Below are 20,563 nucleotides of genomic sequence, written 5' to 3'. Positions count from 1 at the left end.
CTTAGTTATTTTTACTGGTACTTGTTAGTGCTATAGGCACTACGCTGGTTACACCATTTTGCCTTAATAAGGCTCCTGCAATGGTAAACGTCCACCTTGAATCTACCGCGTCATCTAATAACCAAACAGGTGAAGAATACCCTTGTGAAGTATCTAAACTAAAAGCGCCATCTAAGTTTTTACTTTGGTGAAAGCTATTCTCCATCGTTTTTTGGGGTGGTCTTAATTCAGCAATATTAATAGTGTCTTTACATTCAACATTTAATGCAGCCGCTAACGCATGTGCAAAGTTTTTAACTAAGTTAGGGTGCCTAGGAGATGGAATGTAAGTAAGCCAACTGGGCCTTTGTTCGTAAGGGATGCTGTTGATCATTTTGACCATTGGCGGAATTAAGTCATGACTAAACACGCCTGAAGCTTTACCCTCTGCAACGAGGTCACCCCAGCCGCCATCTTTCCATGATGAAAGCGCCATCCCTTTTTCAATATTTAAATTAGCTTTATTAGCGCTATATGGAAGGCCATATTTAGCAAATGCTAAGCGGGCATTATTGCCTGAACTAGCAAATGTTGCTCTTGGTTTAATAGTAATGTATCTGTGCCTTAAGTAATCATTCGCTTTTAATACCAGCTCACTATCGACTTTATCTGGTAGTTTATTTGCTGGATTGCAATTTTCACATTTACCGCAAGGCTGTGAATCAGGATCGTCTAATTCTTTTGACAAAAACTGCATTAGGCAAGTATTAGATTTATGATAATTATTTAAGACTTCCCACTCACCTTGCTTAATAATATTCAAACGCTCAATTTTTTCTTCTGGTATTTGGTAATCAAACTGTGTTCTAAAATATTGAGAGCCGTCTTTCAAAATAGGTGATGGCTGCTCAATGCTTAAAAACTTTAAAATGTCTTCTATTGTACCTTTTGAGAAGTTAACGAGCGGCTCTAGCTCTGTTACTTTGAGGCCATCTGCATTTTCAATGACTTCTAATAATTGATTAATTTGTTGCTCTTTAGGGAAAGCACTTTCGATAAAGTATTGCTGTATTGTGCCATCTTCTTTGCCTAGCATCATTATACCGATTGCTTTGTCTATTCCACGCCCTGCACGACCTACTTGTTGGTAATATTCAACAACGTTTCCTGGTGATTGGTAATGAATGACAAATCCTAAATCGGGCTTATCGAACCCCATGCCTAATGCAGAAGTAGAAACAAGTGCTTTAATTGTATTATTTATTAGCGCTTGCTCAAGCTGTTCTTTCATCTCGTTAGTTTCTAATTGACTATGATAAGCATGAGCGTTAATACCTTGTGTTTGCAAAAAGCCGGCGACTATTTCACAGTCTTTAGTTGTTTTCGTATAAATGATCCCAGTGCCTGAAATGTAATTTAAATATTGAGCTAACCAAGCTAGGCGCTCTGATTTATTTGAAATATCGATATTTTGCAATTGTAAGCTTTTACGCGTAAGTGAACCTCTGATTATTGATAAACGCTCACCTAACTGATTTTTAATGTCATCAACAACGCGGTTATTCGCTGTAGCGGTTGTGGCTAATACAGGCATATTCTTCGGCATATTTTGTAGTACTCGAACAATACGGCCATAGTCTGGCCTGAAGTCGTGCCCCCAGTCTGATATACAGTGCGCTTCATCGACTACAAACAAACCTATATTACCACTAATGCGGCTCAATATTTTCTCGGCAAAATAAGTTTGCCCTAATTGTTCAGGAGCAACTATGATTGCGTCAACTTGGCTAGCGAGTATTTGATTTTCGGCAGTTTGGCGCTCATTTTTGTCCATTGATGAATTATATGAAACCACTTTTAACCCTAACTTTGCTGCTGAGTCTATTTGATTGCGAATCAGTGACAACAAAGGCGATATGATTAATGTTGGACCAAAATTTTGAGAACGACGAATTTTTGTGGCGATAAAATATACGGCACTTTTACCCCAACCAGTACGCTGAACGACTAGTAACTGATTTTGTTTATTCACCAGTCCATCGATGGATTCCCACTGGTCTTCATGAAAAGATGCTATTGGGTTTCCCGTCATTTGATTTAGATATGCTTGTGCTATTTCTTTCATCGTTTCTCTTCCTTAGATGGCTCTTCGAACAATTTGTCGTCGAGCTTTTTTAATCCTTTAACTAATGTGCGACCAATAAACCTGCTTGGTTTTGACATTGCTGCTTTATAAACCATTTCACTGGCATCAACCAGACCTTTGGCAGTTCCTTCAATAGCAACACCTGCACCTTCAAAAATTGCCTCTACTCCATCAACGCCCTTATTATAGCGTTCAGAAGCGTGGTTAATTCCGCTAATGGTAGCGAATATACCTAGTGTACCAACACCTGAGAGAATGGCATCAATAGCAGTGTCTTTGGCGTCAATCACTCCACCGCCGAGTGCTTGCTCTACGGTATTGTTAAGCTCTTCATTGGTATAACCTCCATCAATTGCACCAGTTTTTACTGCAACCTCACTCGTTGCTATTACAGGAATTTCATCATCAACTGAGGCAATATAAGGAACACTATCTGTTGCTTTGATTTGCATCTCTATGCCATCAATTGTGATATCTGTACCAGGGTTATTAAAGTGCTCAAATAATTCGCCCCCTGTATCGCCTGCTACAAGTTGCTCAAAATATGCACCTTTTGTTAAACTAACTAAGCCTGCATAACTTTCTGGTGACAACCAAAGTGTTTCAAACCAAATCTCGGTATTAGACATATTTGCAAAGTTGCCATTAACTGCTCTAAGTGAGTCATAAACTTGGTTGGCATTATATAGGTCGTCAGTAATAGATACAGGTATAGATAATCCAGCAAACCAAGTAGCAGCAACCGAAGTGTTACTAATATTCTTCACTAGTCTTTTATCAACAGCATCTTTTAGTGTTTTGTGTGCCCTATCAATTCTTTTCTCACTTAAAAACGCTAATAACAGAAAGTGCTCATCTATTGCTTTGCAATCGCTGCCATATTTTTTGTCAAACTCCTTTAATGCTGCTTTAAATTTTTTTATTTCTTTGTCTAATGAACTGAGATCTAAATTTTCATCATATTTAAATTTATTCCACAATGAAAAATCAGCATAGGCTTGCTGCCACTGCAGGTTTAGCTGAGTTCGCTGAAACTCAAATGTTGACAAGGTGGTAACTAATTTATTTCTAGCCGTTATAATTGGAATCGCATTTTTCTTCTTCGCTAATTGTTTAGTATTACTTTGCTTTATCACGTTTTTCTGGCGAGTTAACTCTCTTTGTTTTTCGCCAAGAATTTGTTTTTTACTCTTAAATAAATTATTAAAAAAGCTCATTTATTTTAATCCCTTAGCCTTGCTACTATCCTTAGAAGAGATGTCATTATCAAAATCTATTTATACTTTTGAAAGAGTTTATGACTAAATTACCAACTGAGGTGGCTTTATTGGCATCTCAATTGGTAATTATCTTTATCTAATCCGTACTTTATTGTTGCTGTTTACTAATGTTGTGAGTTTCCCTTTAAGCGCTGCAAGGTAATTATTGATATCATCTTCAGTTTCAATTATTCCTGCGCTATTTACCTCTCGCATTACACTAGATGTATCAACAGAAACTATTTTTTTCGGTATTGGCTCTGCTACTTTTTTTGGCTCAGTTTTTGTTGGTTTGTAGTCACCACTTTCTGAGTCTATACCTGAGTCTGAAACCGATTCGGGGGCTTGTTTAGCCTTTTGCACTGCTTCTTTGGCTTTTTGCTCTGCAAGTGCTTCTTGTTGTTCAATGAACTTATTGATTAGTTCGTAGGCATCTTCTTCAAGTGTGGCAGCCTCAGTAATCTCTTGATGTATTTCAGCAATACCTTGCAGCGTATCAACACGTTTTTTAGCGTTTTGAAGTGGGTAAAGCGCTTTATTGCTAATATCGCTATTTACTGCGCCTGCGGCTTTAATTTGCTCAGTTACATGCTCGATACGAATATCGATTCTTGCCTTAGCATGAGTGCGCTTGTCAGTTAACAAAGCCTCGTTAACTTTGTTTACACTTTCAATAAGCGGTTCTACGTCGCGTATGTCGCGGTATGGGCGCTCTTTATTAAAAATAGATTCCAACTTTTGCAGTGCCGCTATTGCGTTTGTCTCTTTTTCGAGTGCTATGCGATTACGGTCAAAGTCGATAGTGAGTGCTTTGTACAACTTTTGCCAAGTTGAAAACTGAGTTTCGTAGAAGTTTTCAAGATCTTGGTAGTCTTCTTCAAAATCAAGTAGATCATCACCATTAGCCAGGAATGATTCAATAAACTGATAGCTTGATTGCGCTTCAATTAAACCAGCTAACAACACTCGTCCATTATCAATATCTTTCACACCAGGGTAATGCCCCGTTGATGCTTTGTTAGCAAAGCCATCAAGTTTCTTTTTCATGGTGTTTATATTAGTTTGAGCAATGTTGAACAGCTCTTTTTCACTGTCTGGGGCATTTTTACCAAACACGTTTTTAAACAATTTAGCCGCACGATTTAAGTTTGCTTCAGACTGCTGTTTAATGCGCCGAACGCGAAGCTCTGCACGTTTTCTAACTTGTGTAAGATTGTCGTAGGCACTTTTTAAAGGTACTTCTTGCTGTCGCATTTGAAAGCAAATTTTGTTAGCGAGTGCTAAACGCGAAATAATTAAAATTATTTCTTCATCGTTCCAGCCAAACGGTCGTTTTGAAAAGCGTTTTACAATGTCTTCTGCGGTAATTGCTCTGCCAGTGTCATCGCCAAGGGTTATAAACTTTTCTACCTCTAAAGAGGCTAACGGGTTTATTTCGTCAGCATTTAAATCGAGACCAATTTGACTAACGTCGTCTGCAACTAAGGTATTTTGTATTTCGCGACGAATATCACCTGGAAATGGTTTTACTAATTTTAACTTGCTGAATGTGTTTTCAATTACGTAACGATAAAGCTCTTGAAGTATTGAGCTTACCGCTCCACCTTTTGGATTTTGTTTAGAGCCTAATGCGTAAAATTCAGCATCTTTTAGTAACTCTTCTACCTCTGAAATTAATCGGCGATTTCGATCTTGGTTTTCTGTCGCTTTTTGATGGAGTAACTGTTGTTGTTCTGGGCGTTTACCAGAGTTACCACGTAAAAACTTACTTGTTCGAATAAACGTTTCAATGTCTCTGAATACTCTGTTGCTTTCAGCCAGTTTGATGATTATCGAGCCACTATCGCCATCCATTGAACGATTAGCACACACGGTTGGGGTATATTCATCGTAGTTTGGATCTCTTGGTGTGATCACTTTTACTACTAAGTCGTTTTCTTGAGAGCCATCTCTTGGGCTACCATTACAAAAACGGCTAATAGGGAAATCTTGTTTGTTTTCTGGGTAGCGATAGTTCGCTTCACGACGCAGTACATCATCGAAAATTAGATCGCTTATCTTTTTAGTCTGATCAGATAATTCAATTTCAGTTTTTTGAATTTCTTGCTCGATTTCTTTCTCTTCGTTAGTAAGGAAGATGTACTCGTCACCTTGACGAGCGATAAGCATGTTTAGCTCTAGGGCATTCAAAGCCTGCTCAATTTCGCGCCTTAACGCTAGGCGGTCTTCATCGACTTTGCTTACACACAGGGTTACTAAGTTATCTAACGTTGACTTAATTACATCGACATAACGAATTAAAAACAGGGTTTTTAATATATTCAGCGCAAACGGTGATATAGATTCTTTAACAGATGCCTGATCTATATCTTTTTTAACAGATGTATCGAGGAAGCTTTCGATAGCTGGATAGAAAAAATATAACGGGATTAGAACTCCGACATTTTCATTTCGGACTTGTTTGGCAGCGCTTTGGAATGCATCTAACAAAGAACGTTCACCACGACTTAAATGTAAGCCTGTTGCACCCGCTTTACGAATAGCTTCAAATATTTTCTGAACTAGCGTGTAGTGGTATGGCACAAATGGATAGCTGTTAATAAAGCTACTTGCATCTTTATAGTTCGCTAACTCAGCGGTTGTTGTGCTGTCAAAAGCTAACTGATTTCTTAGAATATCACCTTTTTGATCATACAAGTCTTGGAGCTCAATACGGGCTGCATCTTCTTTTGATAGCAGTCGTTTCTCTATCACCTCACTAGTATTTGAACTTGAAAGAGATAGGCGTTCAAAGCGACCTTGGATTTTTGAGAAGTCGTGACCTTTTGAGCCTGTCATTTGCCCTATAACTGCATCGATGTCTTCTTGAGAAGTAACTACCACCCAAGCACGGCCTTCACAAATAGTACCGAGGTTTTCAGTGATTGTTTGTAATTTGAGCATCATCTGGGTGTTGTTACCAATGAACTGACCTACTTCATCCACAAAAAACAACACTCGGCGGTCTGAGCTTACATCTAGGTATTCTTTTACCCATTTACAAAAGTTGCTAACGTCTAAGGTGAAGTTGTTTTCAAGTTGCTCAACCCACTGCCTTGCTGATTCAGTTGATTGATTAGTTACCTTACCAAGCGCATCAGCCATGTCATCGCGGTAAAAATCGTAAGCATCTCTTTCTTCAATCCAGTTAGCAGACGCTAATGCATTGAACTCTTGTTTGAACTGTTCAAATACACCTCGTTGGTCTAACTCGCGTTCAAGGTGCGCAATATGAGGGTGATCACCACTGAAGCCCATTTGCTCGTTAAAAACTTTTAGGAACACTTTTAAAATTGCATCATCACCGTCATCGGTGTTGGCACGGCTGTCGATATTAAAAAGGATAACGGTATTATCTTTGGTAACCGCAGTATCTATTTCACCGAGTAAAAAGCCATCTAGGTTTTTATCTTTGAAAAAATCGATAGCTGATTTATCAAACTGACCGTTTGTCGCTTGAATGTTTTGTAAAAGGTAAGACAATATTTTGATGAAGTGAGATTTACCTGAGCCAAAAAATCCACTCACCCAAATCCCTAATTTGCCTGATGCAGCTTTTGCTTTTGGGTCGCGTACTGAAGGCATATACGCATCGAAGAACTCTTCGAAGTGTTTTGCTAATTCGGTGGTGATTACATATTCATCTAGTTCGGTAAAAACAGTGCTGTTTTCTAATTGGTCAGCTTTTACAACGCCATTAATTGGTCGGTTTATATCTTTAGTAAATAAGTCTTTAATTTGCATGTTATTTTATCCTTGTTGTTTGATTGCAAGTCCGTTTACGGTACTAATTTAAATGCACGGTAATAGTTATTTGATTCGATTCTGCCAAAGGGTTTTAACGCTGTACCGTCGTACTCACCAGGATAGAAGAGCACCGTTGGTACGTTGCCTACCTTAGCATGTAGAGCGTTTAACAAGCCGTGACCACGAATAATAGGCCACGCGCTCCCAAGCCCATGAAGTAAAATGAATTCAGTCTTATTATTTTCACAAGAGCCGAAGTCGATTCTAGAGGCGATAAAGTCGGCTACTCTGTTTTGCTCTAAAGGCCCTTTCAACGCATTGAACAGCGCATCATCACCGCGCTCTTTTTGTACTTTAAATGCTCTTTCAGTAAGTTTGCGGGAATCGAGCAATTCAATAATGGCTTCAAATAAGTTGATGCTTTTAAAATTACGCCCACGTTTATCAAGGCGTTCTGTCATGTATTCTAAATGCTCTCTTACTGTCAATTCTGCCTCTGGTGGGTAGTCGAACACGTAAAAGCCAATCTCGTTTCCTAAACCTTGGTTTTTTAAAAAATCTTCGCTTTCAATCCTGGGCTGAATCTCATCAAGCCGCTCGTGAAGTCGTTTTTGTTGTTTGGTTTTAAGCTCAACCATTAATGCAACTCCATCGCTGAAATAATATCGTCTCTGTTGATCTCTAGAAGTAAGTCTCTAACTTCAGGTAACAAATATACATTTTGTATTTTTTTATTCCGTGTTGTTTCTATATAACCAGCGTCAGCTATAGCTTTAAAAGCTACTTGAGAAATTTTGTAAGTCGATGATTCTGACATTTGAGCTAATTCAGGGAATAACCTAATGCGTTCATCCCAAAAAGACTCCCAATCAGCTACATCTAAACTTTCACGGAACATACGTTTAGCATCTAACACTACATTGCGCATGAAATCAGCTAGTAATGTGCAATTAATTAACGTAGCTGCGAACATTAACTGAGTTGATAGCTCAGTGCTACCAAATGCGATAAGTTCTAGGTATTTGTATGACATACCTTCTAAACGCTTTTTGATAGTAGCCGCATTCCTCTTTGCTGAAGCGTCTGACCGTTTTTGTAAAACATTCTGATTTACAATGGCTTCTAGCCATTCTTCTTGTGACGGTTTTTTAAGCAACAGCTCAGCTACGGTCTGACTTTCTTTAATCATTAAGCTGCCGCCAATAAGATCGCCAAGGTAGTCTTTGTATGAATTCATTTCTTTAGGCATTAAATTTCCAATTCTGCAATGTAACGAGGAGCAAAAAACAAGTTTTTATAGCAAGCAGTGATACTGCATTAGAGTATCATCGATATTCTAATGTCTTAATAAATAAGCAGCTAAAGCAACACTTATTAGCATAATATACATGCCTTTTTCATTTGTACTATTTTTAAAGAGACATTGTTTGCTCATTGAAATATACACAAATCATCTTGAAATTATACTTGATTTAGTAAGATCCCTGAACTGATTACTTTGCTGTATTAGCTTTTGATATGACGCGAGAATTGCTTCTCTTAGTTATTCTGATAGCTGAGCTGAAATAATAACTCATTGCTATTAGCTAAGATTATAAAATGTTTTTCCCATTTATAAATCAATGGTATGAATCAAGAGTACTTTTGATACAAGCACTTTTATTAAGGCGATAGCATAACTCGTAGACTAACCTAAATATGGAGGAGGGTTTTGCTATGTCCCATCAAGTTATTTGTTTAGCTGTGCAATTACTTAATAAAGAACAATATAATGAGCATTACAGATTAACCTTGCCTACTTATTGCTTAGTTGAATTTTCCGAAATACTGATTAATGAAGTACGTAGGGCTCGTCAGCTTCTAGAAGAAAATAATCTTTATGAGGTGGTTGTAAAAACCGCAGAGGTCAATTGGTTTTATGAGCTAACCAATCGGTATCATCATTCGATGACTTCACACCTACATGTAACTAGCACAAAAATTGCGTTTTCAGGGCTTTTACCCCCAAATAAAGAACCTCACTTCATTACCGCATATGTAGATATTAACGATATAGCGCTACCTGAGCGAAATATTATAAACGTTATATTAGATAAAAAGTGTGTGCCATTAGTTTTATCATTAATTCGTGAACTGGAAGCTAAACAACAGGCGTTTGAAAAAACCTCTGACCTATACTGGCAGCTTGAAAATATAGTTTCGCCAATTCGAGATTTAGATGACAAGTGCACCAATGTGCTAACGACAGGTTGTGATGAACTATTATCTAAGTTAAATGAAGAGTCGAACACACTAAGTGTACAAACTGAACGGCTTGAACTTGAGATTGAGCAAATAGTATTAAGAGTCATTAAGCGTATTTTTGGTGTGGTTTATGGTGACTTAATTACTCATATTGACACTAAAAATAGAACCGCTAGCTTACGGTTTGAACATGCTTATTACTACGATAAAGAAATTACATTTAGTGGTACAGGCATTACAAAGCAGGGAAAGATTGGTAAGCGACATCAGTCTTTTAGCATAAAGATTATGGCTGAGCGTGAGTCTGTATGAATATTCAAACTTTGCTATCAGAAATCAAACAGGCTAAAAAGCGCAGGGTAATTTTTGATTATCACCCATCACCAGTTAGCGGTGCAGATGTAATGGTAAAAGATTGGAAACCAAGCTTGGTGCTATTACAAAGCTTGTTTAAGTCATTTAAAGCAAATAACTGTTCTATTACAATTACCTGGTGGGGCCAAATATTCGTTACCCCTGAAAATAGCAACACTGCATTTGAGTTAGCACTTGGCTACAAATTAGTAAATGTTGAAATGCACGATGTACACACTTTAATGAGAGAGCAAGATTTCATTACTTTAAGGCTGGCAACGGCAACCCCTTATTACACAGTAAGTTTAAGAGCTCACCGAAATAGTACTAAGTGGAAGGACATACCTTTTAATACAGACTGTGACTCTGCTGAAAAACTTGCTACTGCCCTACACTTAGACATGCTTATTAAGATTAAAAGTTATAGTAGCTCAGGCTTACAAGTTGAAAAATTTAGCTTATCTGACGATGATTTACTGGCGGCGTTACATTATGGTGCTGCAAAATTTGGTATTAATTCGCAGTTTTACAGCATCTCTTCAGTAATACTCAATTCTATGAGGAGGTGGAAAGTTGAGTTAATGGAAAATCAAATAACAGCACAAACCCAATACCCAATAAAAAGCAGAACTTTTCAGTTGAATGATAAAGAAGTTGTGTTTTTAAGATCCCTTTTACCACCCATAGTTTGTGAACCTGAATAATTTAAAAACACTTAAATACTTATAAAACTAAAAAAGCGCCCTGATTAACTCAGAGCACTTTGCGTTTAGGACAAATAAACAAGGGTTATACAAATTTAAATAGCAAATATCTGAGCATGATTTTTATCGCACGTTTATCACTCTGGCAATATTTTTCATAATTAATAATGCCGATAATCATTTTAGTGCAAAACAAACTCAAAGCTATAAACCAGGCAAAATTTTGAGTTAGTTGGTACTGTAAAAACAGTATAGCTGAGCCACTAAATGCGATAATCGAATAGACAGCTTCTATTCGATACCGACTAATTGCTTTCAATATTTTGGGCATTAAAAACCATCATCAAACGAGTCAAAAGCATCAAAACAATCGTGCTCTATAGAGTCTCCTATCGACTCTTCAATTTCATGAACGGTCATTACTCGATTAGATTGGCCCACTACATTGCCGCCAACATCTACAATATTAGCGCTCGCATTTGTGATAGGTAATCCTGTTGTTGGATTAATAGCAATATCATTAGCGTCATTATTTTTCATTTTTTAAACCTTCTTAATTATTAATTTATGCTTTCAAATTTAATGATTTCGTGATAAAAAACAAACTTGTTTGACTGCGCAGCTCAGCGCAAAAAGTTTGAATAAGGCATTCACTTTTCTTCTATTTTCACTTAATTTTTTTAGTAAAAACCCTTTCCTCTTTATCTAAAAAGTTCATTAATAAGTTTATTTTGAAGGCGCTTTTGTCTAAAAGACGCTCTTATAAAACGCATTTTTCGGCACGAAAAACTGCAAAAAAAAAGCGTCTCAGAATGAGGCCAACAAGCGCGTAATGTGTTGTAGGCGAAGCCGTAGACACATGGAGACAGCGCGAATGTACAGCTGGTCTGTACTAACCGCGATAGTGTTTCGCATCAGCGAAATTCGATATCATTTTGGCACAAATTGATATCGAACCATCTATTTTCGCAGAAAATTACAGCAGATGAAAAATGCAAATTATGGGGCACCCATTGCATTGTCAGGCGCGGCAGTATGGCGGTTAGTACAGAGCGTAGCTCGGTGCATTCGCGCAGGGTCTAAAACGCTAGCGCGATAGCGCGTCGAGTCAGCTCGTTGCGGAGCAACACCAGAGCTGGCGGGCGTTTTAGACCCTATGGTTGAGTAGCACAGCGACGAGGCCATCCGCTGACAGCGGCTTTTGTTGCGATTATTATCGCAGCAATCATTACGTGCATGCTGTTAAAGCTTCTCGGAATGAAAAACGGCAATTTAATTTTAAAATGATGATAATTTTTGTGTTGCGGTACTAGTTAATTTTACTAATTAACTAGCCAGAAAGATTTTAGAAAATGACACAACAACCATCAATAAATTTGGAAACGAACAACACTCTTCATACTCACTACCCTCGCTATTTTGATATTGATATGCGGTATTTTGCAGGCGCAAATAACCATCAAAAAGGGGTTAACAGAACCAAGCTTTCGGTGCTTATTGCGATACGATTTTCTATCGTTACACCAAGCATTGTTCGTTGGTTATATGGCATCAATCATCGCCTCGCATTAGAGCATTTAAACCGGCTAGAAAAAGATGGGCTATTGCGTGTGGTAAAAACACACCGCAGTCCAGACGGACGCGTCTATGTGCCTACCTATACTGCTGCCAAATTTGCCGAGGAGTTAATGGGCATTGACGTGCATTTTAGGAGTAATAAAAACCCTGCTCTGCAGTTCAATCAAAATAATGTAATGCATAACCTGATTAACGCATTTGTCATGCTGCGCGGTATACATAATTATCACAGTGATGAAACGTACGCACCTATGTGGACGGGGTTTATTACCGAGCCTGAATTTCAACGAATTAACAGCCTATCCGCAGCAAGAACTGTGGATGGCGCTGTGTTACTTCCTGATGGCTTAATAGCCGCTATTGAGGTGGAGCACTCTTTTAAAAACAAAACTGCACGACAGGCCATTTTGCTAAAATATTTGGCCTCGTTAAAAAATCGTGATTACAGTAAGATTTTTTTGTTCTCCCAATCAGTCAAAATTTTTGATGACATTAAGCGACTCCACGAACAGCTATTTGAGGAAATGCCGCAACGTTTTGACAAAAAAACACGAGCACCACTTCTCAGTGAAAGTGATGCTGAGCTGCTGCGTGCCTCAATAATATACCGAACTAAACTATGCTCTGAAATTGAAAAAATGTTTTACTCGTAATGCAGTAGTATAAACATTAAGGCGTTATGGTTGTTTTTTATTCAATTGTTTAGAGTAAAAAATCTTAGATTCATCGTCACCAAGGATTTTTGCATATTCCACGCAACGCCTTACATCTGCTTTTTTCAGCTTAAAAGTAGGATTTTGATTCTGTTTTAACAACTCATAAGTTCTTAATAACGTGAGGTTTGCACAAGCCCACTCGCCCTCTTTAGCTGACCCTTTTTTAACTCTAGGGCGGCGAAATAGATTTGGCCTAGCTATATGTTCACTTTTACTAGGGCATTGAGTGCTGTACGCAAACTCAATCGCAGTAATACAATTGCCCATTTTTTTTGGCTTAAACTTTACGCATATATCTGTGTGGGCATTGATTTTTTCAATAGCAGGTAGCAGTACGCGATTTTTAAAATCCCGCCATGCTCCATATGATTCGGATAAAAATAATTTCTGTTTCATCTCTGGCAACTGAAAATTCACAACTACCTCGCCCTTCCGTTTGTAATTTTTATAATTTCGCACCCTATTTAGAAGTGCGTAGAGCCGAAATGATGCTAGGTTGTTTAATTTTACTGTGTTATGAAAAAATAACTCTGTGAAATCACCCTTTATATTAAAAATATACGGCTCGATGGCTTCTGAAAACTCCAGTGTAATAAACGACCCTTGGTTTTTCAGCTTTTCGTATGTGGTATTGCTCACCCAAGGGATTGAAAACGCTTCATCTTTATCATCTAAAATAGTGACAAATTTATCTCTTAGTGACTCTGCAGCTGCGCTCAGCTGCTCATAGACACTGCTTTTATTGAGGCCGAAACACTTGGCATATTCCGTTGGATAAATCACAATTTTTCCTGGGTTAGGCTTTTTTGAATTAACCTTAGACAGCGCGAGATTTATTAATCGCTGCTCATTAATCTCTAGCGAATATCCCGCATGTAATAGCTTATTGGCGAAAACAATTTTTGGAGAATTTTTACTGCTCATGTCACTACCTTATTTCTAGTTGATGCAGTTATGCTAACCGCGGCTCAACCAATAAAAGAAATTTCGGTAAGTTTTTTGGTAAATAAAATTTTTATTTATTCACGGTAAAGTGTCCTCCTAAACCGTATAAATTGCCCACTCATTTCGTATAAAGCGCCACAACAAACATATAAATTGCCCACAAACACAGTAAATATTTCATTTAATTTCAATAAGATAACACCCTCTAAAAGTATTAAAATAGAAAAAATAAAAATAAAGGCACATTTGCCACTTTCTATTTTTTATTAATTTATTTCTGACGGTTAAAAAATAAATTAATTATTTTTTTATTTTTTATTTTTTATTTTTTATTTTTTATTTTTTATTTTTTTACCCCGCCACTATCATTTGTAATAAAACTACTGAGTGAACTGACTTACTGAAATACGCAAAAGGGAGATAGACATAAATCTACCTCCCTTGTGCATTTGACCTCTACGCCTTGCCAAACATGATTACAATGACCTCGCTTTTGAGGCATCGTAACGAAACCCTGTATTTGCGCAGGACCCCCTCCCAGGTTTGATACTCAGTAACTGAGTAAAATGCCCTATTAAACGCTATTGCAGTTAGGGCAACGAATCAGCAAATAATGATTCAGGCATATTTTGGGAGATATGATTAGGCTGTTATTTTGATTTTGAAAATAACCATTATGACCTCAGTTTCAATCGTTAATTTTTTCAATTAGACCCTAGGGATAAACATCATCCTCGAAGTCACATGGCAGCTCCACACGCTCTACTGGGTCGCTGATCAGAGCATGCATAAGCTCGTAGGTGAGTTTTCGCATAGCGTACTGATTTAGCTCTTTATTCGCTGTAATTTCAGAGCCAACAACCTCCCAAAGCTCATCTAAATTCGCATTATCACTGCGTAATTCTAATAAGTTAATCTGGTGGTCATTAGCGGTGATTACTCGGCTAAATGTGTGTAATAAATTTAAAAAATCTAATGTTGATACGTATGCATGTTTCATGTTTTCACTATCCTTGTGTGGTTTGTTATCAAAATCGATAACTCATTATTAAGTAAAATCAGACATGGGTATTTAAATCGGTTTACGAAAAATTCTTATAAAAAAAGCAGACCGAAGTCTGCTTAGGAGGGTTATGCATTGTCGATAATATCGACCCAATCACTCTCTGCTGCTGCAAAAAATGTCGTTGGCGTTTGCATAAATATTTGCTCGAACTCCTCAGAGAACAGCGCACAAAACTGTGTTATTTGCTCTATGTAGATAAGTAAAAACAACGTCATATCGTGCCCTTCTAAATACCTATTCTCAAAACTCGGATTTTTTTCTAACATACTATTTGAAATACTAATACCAAGTATTTTTCCAACGCTATCTCTATGTAGATATATGTATTTATTGAAATTTAGCTCCATCGCTTGTTCGTTAACTACATCTGCTAGCAATAAAATTGTAGAACAGTCATCCCACGGAGATTTACTGGCTCGAACGTATTGGCGAATAAATTGAGATTTAGTGTTTTTCATGATTTGTCCTCGTTAATTGTCCTGAACTTAACTAGGGCCATGCGGTGGGTAAAATGAAGAGTTGCGTTTATGTTGGCTAAATTTGCAAAAATAATAAAAATCATTAATGTTGGAATATGACTGTACAACCTTGAGGATGAATATATGGCGGAATATATTTGGATAATACCAGCGATAGTACTGACACTAATTTTAATAAGACTTGTTCTGTCACACAATAAAGAAAGTTAGTAGGTTACATAAAACCCCCCTATTCATTTGTAAGAAAGCAATATTGCTTTCTTAGTGGGTGGCTAAATTAACTATGTCACTGCATAGACACTCAACTCAATAATAAGCTTTTACCCGTACCCTCCCGCATCTTCTCAGAGTTATATTTTAAACTATACACACCTAATCAAGGTCAAATCACACACAATAGATCTTAGAAACGCCGAAAACTTTAATAGCATCGATAAAAAATCAAAATATTTTTAAAACATACAATGCATTGATTTTAAAGTGATTGTTATTTTATTTTTATTGTTTTTTTACTTTCCCTCGTTTTTTACTGCTTCAACTACTTAAAAAAAATTTTCAAATGTCGATATGTAGATAGAAAGGTTGAGAATTTTTTAAAAAATCAAATACATTTCTAAGAGGTTTAAATGATAGACGTAGTACTAATCAGCAAATATTGCGAAGAGTCAGGTGAAAGTAAAAAAGCCGTAGAATCTCGAATCCAGAGAGGTGCGTGGATAGAAGGCAAACATTTTTATAAAGTTGAAGGCGTTAGAGAACGTTGGGTTGATCTAAATAGTGTAACTGAATGGGTTAAGAATCAAGGGGGGTTGATTTAGTTACTAAAGGATTTTGGGCTGAACTTCGCAGCAAAGAATCCTTAAAATACAGTATTTTATGGATAAAATATATAAGATTAAAATATTAAAGTGATAACTCTAAAATGCTATTAAAAACTCAAAAAATTAAGCCCCCTTCGGGCGTGGTAATTCGTTACAACTCAAAAGGTGAAGCAACATCATTCCAACTCACCTTCACCTACAAAGGTGTTTTATGTAGAGAAAAAGTACCATTCATACCTAATAAGCAAGGCCTAAAATCTGCAGGATTTTTTTTGGGCCAAATCAAAAATGAAATAGCGCATGACACTTTTGATTATTCCACACATTTTCCAAAATCTAACAAAGTAAAGCTTTTTACAACTACCCCAAACGACGCAAAAGTTGTTGAGTACATGGACCTATATATTGAAAGGGGAATAGTCAGGGGATTAGAAAAATCAACAATTACTGGGTATAAGAAAGCTAAAAACGGATTAAAAGCATTATGGGATTGTAATGTCTCCGAATTGGAGAGCATTGATGTTGTAAATTTAATCGAAACATCAACTGTATCGAGAAAAACATTATCAAACCGGATTTCACTTTTACGTTGTTGCCTAGATCGAGCTGTGATCGATAAATTAATAAAATCAAACCCTGTTAAAAATATCCGCATAGGGGAATATTTACCTAAAATAAACAACATAGATTTAAGAGGTGCACATAAAAATGTAATTCCATTCACACCTCAAGAAAAGGCTAGGATAATAAACGGTTCATCTGGGACAATACGAGCAATTGTAAGCCTTGTATTCAACACAGGCATTCGCTCTAGTGAGTGGGTTGCATTAAAAAAAGCTGACGTATGTTTAAAAACAAAACAGGTGTCAATTTACGAAGCTATTGTTGACGGTATAGTTAAGGCAACCAAAACAAAAGCCGGCCGAAGAAAAATTCCTATTTCAGAAGATGTTTGTGATCTATTAGCGATAGAAATGAAAAAACATAACTCTGAATACCTATTTTTAAATTCTCGGCAAAGGGTTTGGAACCAAGATTCGTTTAGAAAAAATAGATGGATAAAATTACTAGACTCTTGTGGTGTACAGTACCGTTACCCCTACCAGATGAGGCACACGTTTGCATCTCAGTTGATTTCTGAAGGTGCAAACCACTGGAAGGTATCGAAACTTATGGGGCACTCTTCACCCAATACACTCTATCAGCATTATGGTAATTTTATCGATGAGTATGAAAGAGAGCACAATGCATAGTTAAATACAGCTGAAGGGGTGGATATGGGCTTGATACGTTTTCTACTCAGCTAACCTACCCCTGCTACTTAATAAGGGCTATTTAGCCCAAGTCAAACTTCAGGAAAGTGCCATCAGCGAACATTAGTAACGTGTATTTTTTCCGTTTGAAGTTCTGTTAGTTTTCGAGATTATAGATTCTATTAAAGTTAGAAGAAACCATCTTACACCATTCTAAAAGTGGTTTCTCAAATATACTTAAAGCTCTATGATTAAATTCAAGTTTATTCTCAACTGGGCTATAATAAGCAACTTTACTTCCTTTTAATAATTCCCACCCTTTAATATTTAAGTTCAACCTTATTTTTATGGAAGGTTCTCTAATAATTGTACTTACATTGAAGTCATCGTGGTGATTTTCACTGACTCCTAAAAACTTTATTCCACTTTTATTTACTTTAATGCTGGTAAGAACGTCAGTGTTTTTTAGTACAATTCTTTTCAATTGAGAATAATATTTAGTTTGAATGTTCTCAAAAATATACAATTCAACTTTAGTTTTGTCAGTTTCGGAAATTGGGTTGTCAATCATATCCGCATTGATACACCACTTCATTTCTGGCAAAAAAACAGTATAAACAAAGTCATTTATACATACACGTAAAAATTCATGCGCCCTACTATCCAAATCATAACAGCTTTCAAATAAAGTAATAGGAACTTCATCAATAAAACTATAAAGGTGTTTGATATTAGGTAAGTCATAATCTGTATTAGATTGCGCATGTTGATTAATAATAGGGATATAAGCGTTAAACTTAGGGTGAAGACTTTGAAGTGTAGATGTATTTTTTTTAATTGCTAATGCTATGTGCGGACACATCCACGATAAATTTGATACTTTTTCATTCAAATAACTAGAACCACATGAACAAATTAATTCATTCAAATTTATTTTGTAGTGGTCTATTCCTTTAGTAACCTCGACTATCATGCTATCCCTTAATAAACTGACAACTTATCAAAGGACACTTTCCCCATTTTAGCGCAAAAGCGTCCTTATTTTATGAAATAATATTAATAAAAAACAGTTTAAGTTATTGCCAACTATAAATATTAAGCTTCCTGTAGCTTATATAAAAATGTAAAAAAGAGGAAAATTTCCTCTTATTCTTACTAAGTTAATGACGACTCACCTGAATGACTATATATCGCTCCAAGCAGAAGTTCGCTTTAGTGGCATCAAGAGCTACTAAGCTGCAGCTTAAAATCTCACTCTAAGCATAGTAAAGGTTTTTCAAACAGCTCTCTTCTTAATAATTGTGAGCAAAGATGGCTTTCCAGTACAAATCTTAATAATGTTTGATTATAAGAGGCTTTATAAGCGATAAATTTTGAGCTTTAAAATTAACTACTTTATTAATTAGGGTTTTAAATTCTTAGCCTAATTACTTTAAGTATTTTCAAAAACTCGCCCTAATCAAAATTAATGATGAGGTGGCAATCAATAAACCTTCATTTATTAGCTCGTACGAAATTCTATCTAAAATGGTGCTACCTAGACCTAATAAAAGGCTGTTATATAAAATTATTTAATGGTTTATCACACAAAAACCGTGTGTATATTTTGTGTATTTTTGTGAAAAAGCAGTGAAAACATAAGATGTACAATTGAGCCAAATAGCCCGTATTTACTGGTGTGTAGAGTTTGTGTATTTTGTAGAGTGTTATAGAGGGTTGTAGATGTGAAAAAACCGCTGAAAGCTACGTATTTACTAGCTTTCAGCGGTTTTAAAGTGGTGGAGCTGGGGGGATTTGAACCCCCGTCCGAAAAGCCTCGATTGTTACATGCAACCAATAAAAACAACAACTTAATTGATAATCAAGATGTTAATTACTTATAGTACCTTATATAGTCTTGTCTAATCTATTGTATTTGGGCATCATATGGACATTGTTTTTAGTATTTACTTTATTAAATTCAACAACTATTTTTTAAAAGGAATTTGTAATGCGTCAAGAGTATGAAGAAGTTACTGTCCAAGAGTTAGAGCAAGACATACTAGCTGTTACAGGCGACCCCGTCCAAGCAAAAGCTAAATCACAAGCTTTTGCAATTTATTATCGTAATGTAGTCACTGACTCTACCCGCTATCAAAAAGGTATAATTACAGAAGATGAATTGAAGTATTCTCGTCATATTCAATGGGAGCACATGAGAAGCCACTCCAAAAAGCTAGCTGAGAATATGGCTAAAGCTGGTAGAGGAAAGCTTCCCAAAAATACAGCAGCACACCATATTGTCTCTTGGAATGCTATGCGTGCAGCTCGTTCACGTATGAGGTTAGCAGCATTTGGCATTGACATTGATCATGAAGCTAATGGCGTATACTTACCCTTACATAAAGCTCACGTACCTATGGAATCAATGCCTGACGCATATGCACACACTACCGTCCATACGACAAAATATTATTTGAATGTAGAGTTTCTTCTTGACCAGTCAATAAACAAAGGAATGGGCCATAGAGGGATAATTGAAGCATTACGTCAAATTTCAGATGGCCTTGAAGATAGTGAATTCCCAATCCATACAAAACTAAGTGGAACTCAGGTTTAATAATATGAAAAGTTTTAATAAAGCATATGGTTTTAATATAAATCCTGATTTATATCTTTACCTCAATGAAACAGGTTTCGAGCAAACGATGCAATTAACCGAAGGTCAAATATTACTTTTTGATGGTCATTCCATGAAAAATAATTGGCGCACTCTGGGAGTTAATTGGCTTATTGATGAACATAATAAAAATGCAGCACTTCAAATACCAGATATTGCTGGATTAGGCTCTACTTCTTATGTTTTATCAAAAGAAGTTAAAGCAATAATGGAACCTAGTTTAGGAGACAATATTGAGTATCTTAATTGCGATTTAAATGGTGAAACTTGGTACGCGCTAAACCTCATTGGCTTTGAAGATGCTATAAACCATGAGCTTACTGAGCATAATTATAATAAACGGGGTGAAATCAAAATGATAAAGCCGTTTAAGCGGTTAGTTATAGACAAGTCGAAAGTAGAAAATTCGGCTTTGTTTCGCACAAAAGAAACTGGTTTGAGTTATATAACTACAGATGCAAAAAATAGTTTTTACTCTCTAGTTAAAAAACATAATTTTACTGGAATTGAATTTCATGAGATAGAAGTTGTTTGATATCACAACTAATGGTCAATTATTCTAATTCATGGGGCA

17 protein-coding genes are annotated in these 20,563 nt (G+C 36.5%); 7 read left to right on the top strand and 10 right to left on the bottom strand.

What is annotated here, in order from left to right; all coding sequences use genetic code 11:
- Position 1: 1 nt before the first annotated feature.
- The 5 genes from I6E82_RS11060 to I6E82_RS11040 form a co-directional block, all read right to left on the bottom strand.
- Positions 2-2,104, bottom strand: a complete 2,103-nt coding sequence (locus tag I6E82_RS11060) for a RecQ family ATP-dependent DNA helicase (RefSeq protein ID WP_197117906.1) — start codon at positions 2,102-2,104, stop codon at positions 2-4.
- Positions 2,101-3,342: a hypothetical protein gene (locus tag I6E82_RS11055; protein ID WP_197117905.1), complete on the bottom strand. Its 1,242-nt coding sequence runs from the start codon at positions 3,340-3,342 to the stop codon at positions 2,101-2,103. Before I6E82_RS11055 ends, I6E82_RS11060 begins: the two co-directional genes overlap by 4 nt.
- Positions 3,343-3,477: 135 nt before the next feature.
- Entirely contained in the window at positions 3,478-7,167 is a 3,690-nt protein-coding gene (brxC, locus tag I6E82_RS11050) for a BREX system P-loop protein BrxC (protein ID WP_197117904.1), read from the bottom strand.
- A gap of 35 nt (positions 7,168-7,202) precedes the next feature.
- Complete coding sequence (locus I6E82_RS11045) at positions 7,203-7,808, bottom strand: DUF1788 domain-containing protein (RefSeq protein ID WP_197117903.1); 606 nt, start codon at positions 7,806-7,808, stop codon at positions 7,203-7,205.
- The gene (locus I6E82_RS11040) at positions 7,808-8,419 is read right to left on the bottom strand and encodes a DUF1819 family protein (protein WP_197117902.1); all 612 of its coding nucleotides are present in this window, start codon (positions 8,417-8,419) and stop codon (positions 7,808-7,810) included. The genes I6E82_RS11045 and I6E82_RS11040 overlap by 1 nt, the downstream gene beginning before the upstream one ends.
- Before the next feature lie 467 nt (positions 8,420-8,886).
- Here I6E82_RS11040 and I6E82_RS11035 point away from each other — a divergent pair, with 467 nt between their 5' ends.
- Positions 8,887-9,726, top strand: coding sequence for a hypothetical protein (locus tag I6E82_RS11035; RefSeq protein ID WP_024601275.1), 840 nt, complete (start codon positions 8,887-8,889; stop codon positions 9,724-9,726).
- Positions 9,723-10,472, top strand: a complete 750-nt coding sequence (locus I6E82_RS11030) for a hypothetical protein (RefSeq protein ID WP_024601274.1) — start codon at positions 9,723-9,725, stop codon at positions 10,470-10,472. The genes I6E82_RS11035 and I6E82_RS11030 overlap by 4 nt, the downstream gene beginning before the upstream one ends.
- Positions 10,473-10,802: 330 nt before the next feature.
- On the opposite strand, the gene I6E82_RS11025 is transcribed toward I6E82_RS11030, so the two are convergent.
- Positions 10,803-11,012, bottom strand: a complete 210-nt coding sequence (locus tag I6E82_RS11025; protein ID WP_024601272.1) for a hypothetical protein — start codon at positions 11,010-11,012, stop codon at positions 10,803-10,805.
- Positions 11,013-11,824: 812 nt separating this feature from the next.
- On the opposite strand from I6E82_RS11025, the gene I6E82_RS11020 reads away from it, so the two are divergent.
- On the top strand, positions 11,825-12,703 hold the full coding sequence (locus tag I6E82_RS11020; protein WP_197117901.1) for a hypothetical protein: 879 nt from the start codon (positions 11,825-11,827) through the stop codon (positions 12,701-12,703).
- 24 nt (positions 12,704-12,727) lie between these two features.
- On the opposite strand, the gene I6E82_RS11015 is transcribed toward I6E82_RS11020, so the two are convergent.
- The 3 genes from I6E82_RS11015 to I6E82_RS11005 form a co-directional block, all read right to left on the bottom strand.
- Entirely contained in the window at positions 12,728-13,690 is a 963-nt protein-coding gene (locus I6E82_RS11015; protein WP_197117899.1) for a replication initiation protein, read from the bottom strand.
- A 736-nt stretch (positions 13,691-14,426) separates the two neighbouring features.
- The gene (locus tag I6E82_RS11010; RefSeq protein ID WP_197098563.1) at positions 14,427-14,711 is read right to left on the bottom strand and encodes a hypothetical protein; all 285 of its coding nucleotides are present in this window, start codon (positions 14,709-14,711) and stop codon (positions 14,427-14,429) included.
- A gap of 131 nt (positions 14,712-14,842) precedes the next feature.
- On the bottom strand, positions 14,843-15,235 hold the full coding sequence (locus I6E82_RS11005) for a hypothetical protein (RefSeq protein WP_197117897.1): 393 nt from the start codon (positions 15,233-15,235) through the stop codon (positions 14,843-14,845).
- A gap of 647 nt (positions 15,236-15,882) precedes the next feature.
- Here I6E82_RS11005 and I6E82_RS11000 point away from each other — a divergent pair.
- Together I6E82_RS11000 and I6E82_RS10995 are read left to right on the top strand one after the other, a co-directional pair.
- Positions 15,883-16,074 carry a hypothetical protein gene (locus tag I6E82_RS11000; RefSeq protein ID WP_197117895.1) on the top strand — a complete coding sequence of 64 codons (192 nt, stop codon included), beginning with the start codon at positions 15,883-15,885 and terminating at the stop codon, positions 16,072-16,074.
- A 104-nt stretch (positions 16,075-16,178) separates the two neighbouring features.
- A complete protein-coding gene (locus tag I6E82_RS10995; RefSeq protein ID WP_197117893.1) occupies positions 16,179-17,330 on the top strand; it encodes a site-specific integrase in 1,152 nt (383 codons plus the stop codon).
- A gap of 157 nt (positions 17,331-17,487) precedes the next feature.
- On the opposite strand, the gene I6E82_RS10990 is transcribed toward I6E82_RS10995, so the two are convergent.
- Positions 17,488-18,303 carry a hypothetical protein gene (locus tag I6E82_RS10990; protein ID WP_197117891.1) on the bottom strand — a complete coding sequence of 272 codons (816 nt, stop codon included), beginning with the start codon at positions 18,301-18,303 and terminating at the stop codon, positions 17,488-17,490.
- A 1,017-nt stretch (positions 18,304-19,320) separates the two neighbouring features.
- Here I6E82_RS10990 and I6E82_RS10985 point away from each other — a divergent pair.
- Both I6E82_RS10985 and I6E82_RS10980 read left to right on the top strand, forming a co-directional pair.
- Positions 19,321-19,929 (top strand): AHH domain-containing protein, encoded by a 609-nt coding sequence (locus tag I6E82_RS10985; protein ID WP_197117889.1) that lies wholly within the window; start codon positions 19,321-19,323, stop codon positions 19,927-19,929.
- A gap of 4 nt (positions 19,930-19,933) precedes the next feature.
- The gene (locus I6E82_RS10980) at positions 19,934-20,524 is read left to right on the top strand and encodes an imm11 family protein (RefSeq protein ID WP_197117887.1); all 591 of its coding nucleotides are present in this window, start codon (positions 19,934-19,936) and stop codon (positions 20,522-20,524) included.
- The last annotated feature ends 39 nt before the right edge of the window (positions 20,525-20,563 follow it).

Source organism: Pseudoalteromonas sp. NZS11 (genome assembly GCF_015864765.1).
GTDB lineage: Bacteria > Pseudomonadota > Gammaproteobacteria > Enterobacterales > Alteromonadaceae > Pseudoalteromonas > Pseudoalteromonas arctica.
Note: the sequence above shows the minus strand (reverse complement) of the source record. Positions and strands in the feature narration are given on the sequence as shown.

What these genes read in the sequence shown, in the direction of transcription:
- I6E82_RS11060 (WP_197117906.1), bottom strand. Translation starts at nt 2,104, where the DNA reads ATGAAAGAAATAGCACAAGCATATCTAAATCAAATGACGGGAAACCCA.
- I6E82_RS11055 (WP_197117905.1), bottom strand. Translation starts at nt 3,342, where the DNA reads ATGAGCTTTTTTAATAATTTATTTAAGAGTAAAAAACAAATTCTTGGC.
- brxC (WP_197117904.1), bottom strand. Translation starts at nt 7,167, where the DNA reads ATGCAAATTAAAGACTTATTTACTAAAGATATAAACCGACCAATTAAT.
- I6E82_RS11045 (WP_197117903.1), bottom strand. Translation starts at nt 7,808, where the DNA reads ATGGTTGAGCTTAAAACCAAACAACAAAAACGACTTCACGAGCGGCTT.
- I6E82_RS11040 (WP_197117902.1), bottom strand. Translation starts at nt 8,419, where the DNA reads ATGCCTAAAGAAATGAATTCATACAAAGACTACCTTGGCGATCTTATT.
- I6E82_RS11035 (WP_024601275.1), top strand. Translation starts at nt 8,887, where the DNA reads ATGTCCCATCAAGTTATTTGTTTAGCTGTGCAATTACTTAATAAAGAA.
- I6E82_RS11030 (WP_024601274.1), top strand. Translation starts at nt 9,723, where the DNA reads ATGAATATTCAAACTTTGCTATCAGAAATCAAACAGGCTAAAAAGCGC.
- I6E82_RS11025 (WP_024601272.1), bottom strand. Translation starts at nt 11,012, where the DNA reads ATGAAAAATAATGACGCTAATGATATTGCTATTAATCCAACAACAGGA.
- I6E82_RS11020 (WP_197117901.1), top strand. Translation starts at nt 11,825, where the DNA reads ATGACACAACAACCATCAATAAATTTGGAAACGAACAACACTCTTCAT.
- I6E82_RS11015 (WP_197117899.1), bottom strand. Translation starts at nt 13,690, where the DNA reads ATGAGCAGTAAAAATTCTCCAAAAATTGTTTTCGCCAATAAGCTATTA.
- I6E82_RS11010 (WP_197098563.1), bottom strand. Translation starts at nt 14,711, where the DNA reads ATGAAACATGCATACGTATCAACATTAGATTTTTTAAATTTATTACAC.
- I6E82_RS11005 (WP_197117897.1), bottom strand. Translation starts at nt 15,235, where the DNA reads ATGAAAAACACTAAATCTCAATTTATTCGCCAATACGTTCGAGCCAGT.
- I6E82_RS11000 (WP_197117895.1), top strand. Translation starts at nt 15,883, where the DNA reads ATGATAGACGTAGTACTAATCAGCAAATATTGCGAAGAGTCAGGTGAA.
- I6E82_RS10995 (WP_197117893.1), top strand. Translation starts at nt 16,179, where the DNA reads ATGCTATTAAAAACTCAAAAAATTAAGCCCCCTTCGGGCGTGGTAATT.
- I6E82_RS10990 (WP_197117891.1), bottom strand. Translation starts at nt 18,303, where the DNA reads ATGATAGTCGAGGTTACTAAAGGAATAGACCACTACAAAATAAATTTG.
- I6E82_RS10985 (WP_197117889.1), top strand. Translation starts at nt 19,321, where the DNA reads ATGCGTCAAGAGTATGAAGAAGTTACTGTCCAAGAGTTAGAGCAAGAC.
- I6E82_RS10980 (WP_197117887.1), top strand. Translation starts at nt 19,934, where the DNA reads ATGAAAAGTTTTAATAAAGCATATGGTTTTAATATAAATCCTGATTTA.